Source organism: Nocardioides sp., assembly GCF_024509035.1.
In the GTDB taxonomy this organism is placed as follows: domain Bacteria; phylum Actinomycetota; class Actinomycetes; order Propionibacteriales; family Nocardioidaceae; genus Nocardioides.
In genome coordinates this window covers 1-7,045 of record NZ_JANINT010000118.1, presented here as the reverse complement: position 1 = coordinate 7,045, position 7,045 = coordinate 1, and the positions used below count along the sequence as shown (strand labels likewise).

Sequence of the window (7,045 nt, the reverse complement as noted above, 5' to 3'; positions counted from 1 at the left end):
TCCGCGCCGCGGTCGACGGCGTCGGCCACAACGCGGGCCTGGTCGAGGAGTGAGCCCGCAGGTCCCGGTGGTTTGACCCCCGGGGCCGCCGGGAAGGGTCGATGCGCGTACGTCGTCGACATCATCGGGGGAAGGCCCATGGGCCCTGCAGTCGATCCTGCCCGGCTGGGCCGCCGAGCGCTCCTGGCCGGTGCCGGCGGGGTCCTCCTCAGCGGCTGCAGCGGCGGCAGCGGGGGTGGGTCCGCGGCGAAGCCGACGGGATCGCCGACGCCGTCCGGCCCGATCGTGCACGAGCAGGACGCCGGCACGGTGATCACCCGGGCCGACATCGACGCCCTGCTCGGGCGGATGGATGCGGCCATCCGCAACGCCGACGCGGCCGCGCTCAAGGAGGTGGCGCCGAAGGTCCACGTCCCCGTCTGGCAGCGCCGCCTCGACAACCTGGCCCGGTTCCCCCTCGACGAGATCGGGTTCGCGTTCGACGACTCCCTCGATCGACAGGTCAACGCGAGCGGCGGCAGGGTCGAGACCACCGTCTACATCGCGCTCACCCATCGGATCGCCGGCGTCGACGCCCGCCCGGTCGTCCAGATCTACGGCGCCACGCTCCTCAAGGCCGACCCCGAAGCGCCGGTGCGGATCGTCGAGATGGACGACCACCCCGACGACGAGGGCAGCCCGGCCGCCTGGGACCTCGAGGACTGGGACGCCGTCGAGTCGGAGCACGTCGTGGTCGCCGCACGGCGCGAGGACATCGGCCTGGTCCGGTCCCACCTCGCCACGATCGACGAGGGCGTGGCGGCGGCCCTCGCGTTGATCCCGCCCCCGCCGGGCGTCGAGCGCACCTACCTCGTGCTCGCCGATCCCGAGAGCCGCATCTACGAGAGCAACGAGAACCTGCCGGTCGTCAAGGAGTCCGACGGCTTCGCGATGCGGGTCGGCTACATCGATCCCAGCCAGGCGGCCAAGTCGGGCAAGGGCGCCGGGGCGAAGGCCGCCTACGCCGGCAGTCGCCTCGTCCTGCACCCGGGCGCGTTCAGCTCGAGCAGCCGGCTGCGCGAGGTCGCGATGCACGAGAGCATCCACGGCCTGGCCTTCCAGTGGGGCGACGCGGATCCGTGGCCCACCGAGGGCCTGGCGACCTGGGGCGACTCCGGCGGCCGAACAGGACTGCTCGGCGACAGCTACTACGGACCGATGATCCGCTCCGGCTTCGCCGGGTTCGCCGAGCGGATGCGCGGCGACCGGTCCTTCTCCTACGAGCAGTTCCACGGCGCGTACCGATCGGCCAACTACGCGTGCGCCGCCGCGGTGTACGCCTACCTGGAGTCACGTGGCGGACGAGACGAGGCGCTGGAGTTCGCCCGCCTCGCCTACTCCGACGGCCGCGACGAGGCCTGCCGCAAGCTGGGCGACCGCGACCAGCAGACGCTCTTCGGGAAGGTGCTGCAGTGGACGCGCACGGTGTGACCGCCCGGCGCAGGCTCGCCGCGCTGCCAGCCGGACTGACCGCCGCACTGCTGGCGACGGCCACGCTGGCAGCCTGCAGCGGCTCCGGCGGGGACGAGCCCGACGCCCCTGCCGCGGCAGCGGCCAGCGAGAGCGCCCCGGTCGGCCCCGACCTGCCCGAGACCGTCTCGCTGGTCGGTCCGGTCACCGAGCCGGCGATGCAGCCGGTCTGGCTGGTGCGCAGCACGGGCACCGCCGAGTCCAAGGAGTACGACGTCCAGGACCAGGGCGTCTTCGTCGACGGCGACGTCGTCGTCTACTTCGCGCTCGACACGATCCTCGGGGTCTCGCGCGAGGACGGGTCGACGATCTGGAAGACGCCGGTCGACATGGGCGGCGAGATCATCGAGCACGCCGCGACCCGGGCCTACGACGACCACCGCTGGTCGTTCGTCTACTCCCACACCTTCGGCAAGGATCTCGACGCGTGGGGCCAGCACCTGGTCACGGTCGACACCCGCACCGGAGAGGTGCTGCGCGACGACAACGTCGGCACGTACGGGACGATCACGGCGATGGCCAACGTGGGCGACCAGCTCTACCTCGCCACCGAGGACGGTCTGGCGATCGTGACGCCGAGCGACGCCGTCAACGACGTCCTGCCGATGAAGGACCTCACCCACGCCCGGGACGCCACGATCCGGCAGATCACCCCGGTCCAGGGCACCGACATCGTCACGGTCGAGATCGACACGGGCAACCTGATCTCCAACGACGAGTACGCCGGCGTCCGGCTCGACGACAGCCGACCGGCGACGGTCCTGTGGCACCACGACGTGTCCGACCTCGAGAAGAACAAGCAGCGCGCGGGCTACGTCTACCTCAGCCGGGCCGACGGGCGCTACATCACCGAGCGCGACTGGGACCGCAGCTACAACACGGTCCTCCACCTGTGGACCCTCGACCCCGAGACCGGCACGGTCCGGGCCCGCCAGACCGTGCGCGCCAACGGGCACGGCGAGAAGTACCACAACCCGTTCATCACCGAGGAGGACATCGACTCCGGGAGCCCGGACGGGATGGCGCTCGTCGGCGAGGACCTCGTCTTCGTCGACGGCAAGGCGATCAGCCGCTACGACCCGCTGACCGGCGACTGGGTGTGGACGACCCGGATGGAGACGATGGGGCTGCGCAACGGCGACATGGACTACGCCATGTTCCACCTCGGGCCGGTGAGCGCCGACGGATCGATGGTCTACGCGTCCCTCTCCGAGGGGCCCTCGGGCGACCTCCTGGCCATCGACCTCGAGACCGGCGAGATCCTCGCCCGCTGGGCGCTCGACGACAAGCAGCAGGCCGGCCTGGTCAACGCGCCGCTGATGGCCGTCGACGGTCTCGACGTGGTGCTGGCGCGCAACCGCACGGCGGAGGGCAACCCCGACCTGATCGACCGCCACAAGCGGCTCGGCCCGGCCAACGACCTCGGGCTGCTGCGGTTCCCCGAGCTCGAGGGCTAAAGCACGCCTAGGAGCCTCGCAGGTACGGCCCGATGAGCTCGAGGAGCGCCGCGTGGGTCTCGGGGTCGGCGGTCACCCCCGCATCGAACCACGCGGTGCCCGAGGGTCGGCTCAGACCACTGCACCGGTCCGCTCGAGGTGCCGCTCGGCCGCGCGAGCGGCCGGGTGCAGACCGGCTGCCGCGAGGACGACGATGCCGGCGATCACCAGCCAGCCCACCGCGCCCCACGTCACGGCCAGGTAGGTGTAGCCGGCCGGGGCCCAGACGGTGCCCAGCGTGTAGCCGAGCTGGGAGACGCCTTGGTACTCCCCGCGCCGCGAGGAGTCGGACAGCTCCGACTGGAGGCCCCAGGCACCCGCCGACTGCAGCAGCTCGGCCCCGGTGACCGTCACGTGGCCCACCCAGACCAGGACGATCGTGACCCAGCCGGCCGTGTCGTGGGTGACCAGCACGATCGCGCAGGACAGCACGAAGAACGCCGCGCCGCGGCGCTCGGCGCGCAGCGAGTCGGCCACCGTGTGGACGCCGCGCGCCGCGGCCACCTGCAGCAGCACCGCCATCACGGTGTTGGTGCCGAACAGCCAGGCGAGCAGCACGTGGGGCGCGTCGGTCTCCTGCACCAGCCAGAGCGGGATCACGACGTTGAGGAGCACCTGGTGGGTGCCGAGCACCCCGTCGAGCACGCTCGTGAGCACGTAGCCGCGGTTGCACAGCGCCGTGGTGGTCCCGGCGCCCTCGACCGCCTGGACGAGCGGTTGGTCGACGTGCTGGTGCGCCACCGCGGGCAGCCGCGAGATCAGCAGCGCGTTGAGCAGCAGCAGGGCGGCGGTGAGCACCGGCACCGCGCGGATGACCTGGTCGTCGTCGGTCGCCAGCGCGATGCCCGCCACCAGCGCGCCCAGCGTGTAGCCGATGTTGCGGGCCGCCCGGAAGTAGGCCTGCGACCGCACCCGCTCGTGTCGGGGGAACACGTCGATCCGGTAGGCGTTGCGCGCCGACCGACTGGCAGCCTGCAGCAGGGCGAGCCCGATGGTGACCGCGACGTACGACGTCATGCCGCCGACCGCCAGCCAGGCGAGGTACACGAGCGCCTCGACCAGCGAGGCGATCGCCCAGACGAGCCGGGCGCCGAACCGGTCGGCGAGGGAGCCGAGCGGCACCGCGAGCACGAACGTCACGGCCCCCGAGATCGACAGCCCGAGTCCGACCTGGGCCGCCGAGAGTCCCACGATCTGGGTGAAGAAGACCGCGCTGCCGGTGAGGAAGACGCCGTCACCCACCGCCGAGAGGACGGACTGGGCCGAGAGCCGGCGGACCAGCGGGGTGGGGCCGGCCAGGCGCAGGAGCCGCCCGAAATATCTTGACATCAAGATAACGCTAGCGGTGCTCGGAGGACCGTGTCGAACCGATCACGCGCGCACCCGCGGTCCGAGGTCGAGCCGGTGGTCGGCGAGCATGGTGTGCCGGGATCGCACCTGCGCGACCAGCGCCGCGTCGACGTCGGCGATCGCGAGACCCTCCTCCTCGCCGAGCCGCGTGAGCGGCACGCCCTCCGGGTCGTAGACCGCCGAGCCGCCGATGAAGTCGAAGGACCCGCACCGGCCGGTGAGCACCGAGACCACGACGTACATGCCGTTCTCGAGCGCGCGGGTCGCGTAGTAGAGGTCGCGCCGGTGCCCGCCTCCGGGGAAGTACGCCGCCGACGCGAGGTAGCCGACCGCACCGTCCCGGGCGGCATCCCGCGCGTGCTCGGGGAAGCAGCCGTCGTAGCAGATCGACAGGCCCAGCTCGTGGCCGTCGACCTCGATCGACGTGCCGTGGTCGCCCGCGGTGAACCAGGTGTGCTCGACGCCGTCGAGGAACTGCTTGTCGTACGGCGCGGCCGCGGTGCCGTCGGGCCGCACCACGACCTGCGACAGCCGGCGCTCGTCCCCACGCTGCAGCGCGGTGCCGACCACCACCGTCACCCCGGCGGCCGCCTCCGCGCGGAGCGGGTCCAGCCACGCCCCGTCGAGGTCGGCGGCATCGGGCAGCGGCCCGTCGAACGCCGCGACGTCGTAGCCGGTGAGGAACGCCTCGGGCAGCACCAGGACGCGCACCTCCCGGGACGCGGCCAGCCGGGCGAGCCGGGCCGCGGTGCGGACGTTCGCCGCCAGGTCGCCGCTGACCGAGACCGCCTGGCCCGCGGCGACCCTCACTCGACGACGACCTCCACGCGCTGGAACTCCTTCAGCTCGGTGTAGCCGGTGGTGGCCATAGAGCGGCGCAGCGCGCCCATGAGGTTCATGGTGCCGTCGGCGACCCGCGAGGGGCCGAACAGGATCTCCTCGATCGTGCCGACGGTCTCGAACTGCACCCGCTGACCGCGCGGCAGGTCGTGGTGGTGGGCCTCGGTGCCCCAGTGGAAGCCGCGGCCGGGCGCGTCGGTGGCCCGCGCGAACGGGGAGCCGACCATCACGGCGTCGGCGCCGCAGGCGATCGCCTTGGCGATGTCACCCGACATGCCGATCGAGCCGTCGGCGATCACGTGTACGTAGCGGCCACCGGACTCGTCGAGGTAGTCGCGGCGCGCGGCGGCGACGTCGGCGACCGCCGAGGCCATCGGCACGGCCACACCGAGCACGGTGCGGGTCGTGTGGGCCGCTCCCCCGCCGAAGCCGACGAGCACTCCGGCCGCGCCGGTGCGCATCAGGTGGAGGGCGGCCTGGTGGGTCGCACAGCCGCCGACGACGACCGGGACGTCGAGCTCGTAGATGAACTCCTTGAGGTTCAGCGGCTCGGCCTGCGAGGAGACGTGCTCGGCCGAGACGGTCGTGCCGCGGATCACGAACATGTCGACGCCCGCGTCGACGACCGACTTCGCGAACTCCTTGGTGCGAGCCGGCGACAGCGAGCCCGCGACCGTGACGCCCGCGTCACGGATCTCGCGGAGCCGCTCGGTGATCAGCTCGGCCTTGATCGGCTCGGTGTACATCTGCTGGAGCCGGCGCACGCCCTCGGTGCCGCTGAGGGCGGCGACCTCCTCGAGCAGCGGGTCCGGGTCCTCGTAGCGGGTCCACAGACCCTCGAGGTTGAGGACGCCGAGGCCGCCGAAGCGGCCCAGCGCGATCGCCGTCGTCGGGGACATCACCGAGTCCATCGGCGCCGCCAGCACGGGGATGTCGAAGCGGTAGGCATCGATCTGCCAGGCCGTGCTGACCTCCTCCGGGTCGCGGGTGCGCCGGGACGGCACGATCGCGATGTCGTCGAAGGAGTAGGCGCGCCGGGCCCGCTTGGCCCGGCCGATCTCGATGTCGGTCACCGAGCAACTCTATCGAGGTCGGGGGCAACCGAGCGCGGGGTCCAGGTGGTCGGACCTGGTATGGATGCCCTGGCCGGTGAACGGCTGATCTCGGACGCAGGAGGCGCGGTGAGTGCACGCACGGACTTCGACGATTTCGTCGCCGCCCGCTCGAGCCGCCTGCTGCGCACGGCGTACCTCCTCACCCGCGACCACGCGCTCGCCGAGGACCTGCTGCAGACCGCACTGACGAAGGCGTGGTTCGCCTGGTCCCGGATCCAGGGCGACCCCGAGCCCTACGTCCGCAAGGTGCTGGTCAACACGTTCGCCTCGTGGTGGCGACGCAAGTGGAACGGCGAGCACGCGTACGCCGAGCCCCCGGAGGTCCTGGCCCCCGGCGAGCACGACGCCGCGGACCAGCGCCAGGACCTCTGGACCGCGATGGGCCGGCTCCCGCGGCGCCAACGTGCGGTGATCGTGCTGCGCTTCGTCGAGGACCTCAGCGAGGCCGAGACGGCCCGCCTGCTCGGCATCTCCCCCGGCACCGTCAAGAGCCAGACCAGCAAGGCCCTCGCCAACCTCCGCATCGACCCCGCTCTCGCGACCGCGACCGAGACCTCCCAGGAGCGCTCATGAACACCCTCGACGACCTGCGCGGCACGCTCGCCCGGCACGCGGACGACCTCCACGACGCCGACCACCACGTCCGACCGGTCGCCGTCCGCGCCCGCATCCGGGCCGCCCGACGCCGCCGCGCCGGGATCGCCGCGGTCGCCGCCGCCTGCGTCGCGGTCGCGG

6 protein-coding genes are annotated in these 7,045 nt (G+C 72.5%); 3 read left to right on the top strand and 3 right to left on the bottom strand.

Features of this window, described 5'->3' with window-relative positions:
* Nucleotides 1–138: 138 nt before the first annotated feature.
* Complete coding sequence (locus Q0L15_RS09940) at nucleotides 139–1,470, top strand: hypothetical protein (protein ID WP_296604024.1); 1,332 nt, start codon at nucleotides 139–141, stop codon at nucleotides 1,468–1,470.
* Nucleotides 1,452–2,966 (top strand): PQQ-binding-like beta-propeller repeat protein, encoded by a 1,515-nt coding sequence (locus Q0L15_RS09935; protein ID WP_296604023.1) that lies wholly within the window; start codon nucleotides 1,452–1,454, stop codon nucleotides 2,964–2,966. Before Q0L15_RS09940 ends, Q0L15_RS09935 begins: the two co-directional genes overlap by 19 nt.
* Before the next feature lie 111 nt (nucleotides 2,967–3,077).
* Here Q0L15_RS09935 and Q0L15_RS09930 read toward each other — a convergent pair whose 3' ends face one another.
* From Q0L15_RS09930 to Q0L15_RS09920, 3 genes are read right to left on the bottom strand one after another with little or no spacing between them, the layout of a single operon-like run.
* Nucleotides 3,078–4,334, bottom strand: coding sequence for an MFS transporter (locus tag Q0L15_RS09930; RefSeq protein WP_296604021.1), 1,257 nt, complete (start codon nucleotides 4,332–4,334; stop codon nucleotides 3,078–3,080).
* 42 nt (nucleotides 4,335–4,376) lie between these two features.
* Complete coding sequence (locus Q0L15_RS09925) at nucleotides 4,377–5,165, bottom strand: carbon-nitrogen hydrolase family protein (RefSeq protein WP_296604019.1); 789 nt, start codon at nucleotides 5,163–5,165, stop codon at nucleotides 4,377–4,379.
* A complete protein-coding gene (locus Q0L15_RS09920; RefSeq protein WP_296604018.1) occupies nucleotides 5,162–6,268 on the bottom strand; it encodes a GuaB3 family IMP dehydrogenase-related protein in 1,107 nt (368 codons plus the stop codon). The genes Q0L15_RS09925 and Q0L15_RS09920 overlap by 4 nt, the downstream gene beginning before the upstream one ends.
* Before the next feature lie 108 nt (nucleotides 6,269–6,376).
* Here Q0L15_RS09920 and Q0L15_RS09915 point away from each other — a divergent pair, with 108 nt between their 5' ends.
* A complete protein-coding gene (locus Q0L15_RS09915) occupies nucleotides 6,377–6,883 on the top strand; it encodes a SigE family RNA polymerase sigma factor (protein WP_296604017.1) in 507 nt (168 codons plus the stop codon).
* Nucleotides 6,884–7,045 lie beyond the last annotated feature (162 nt).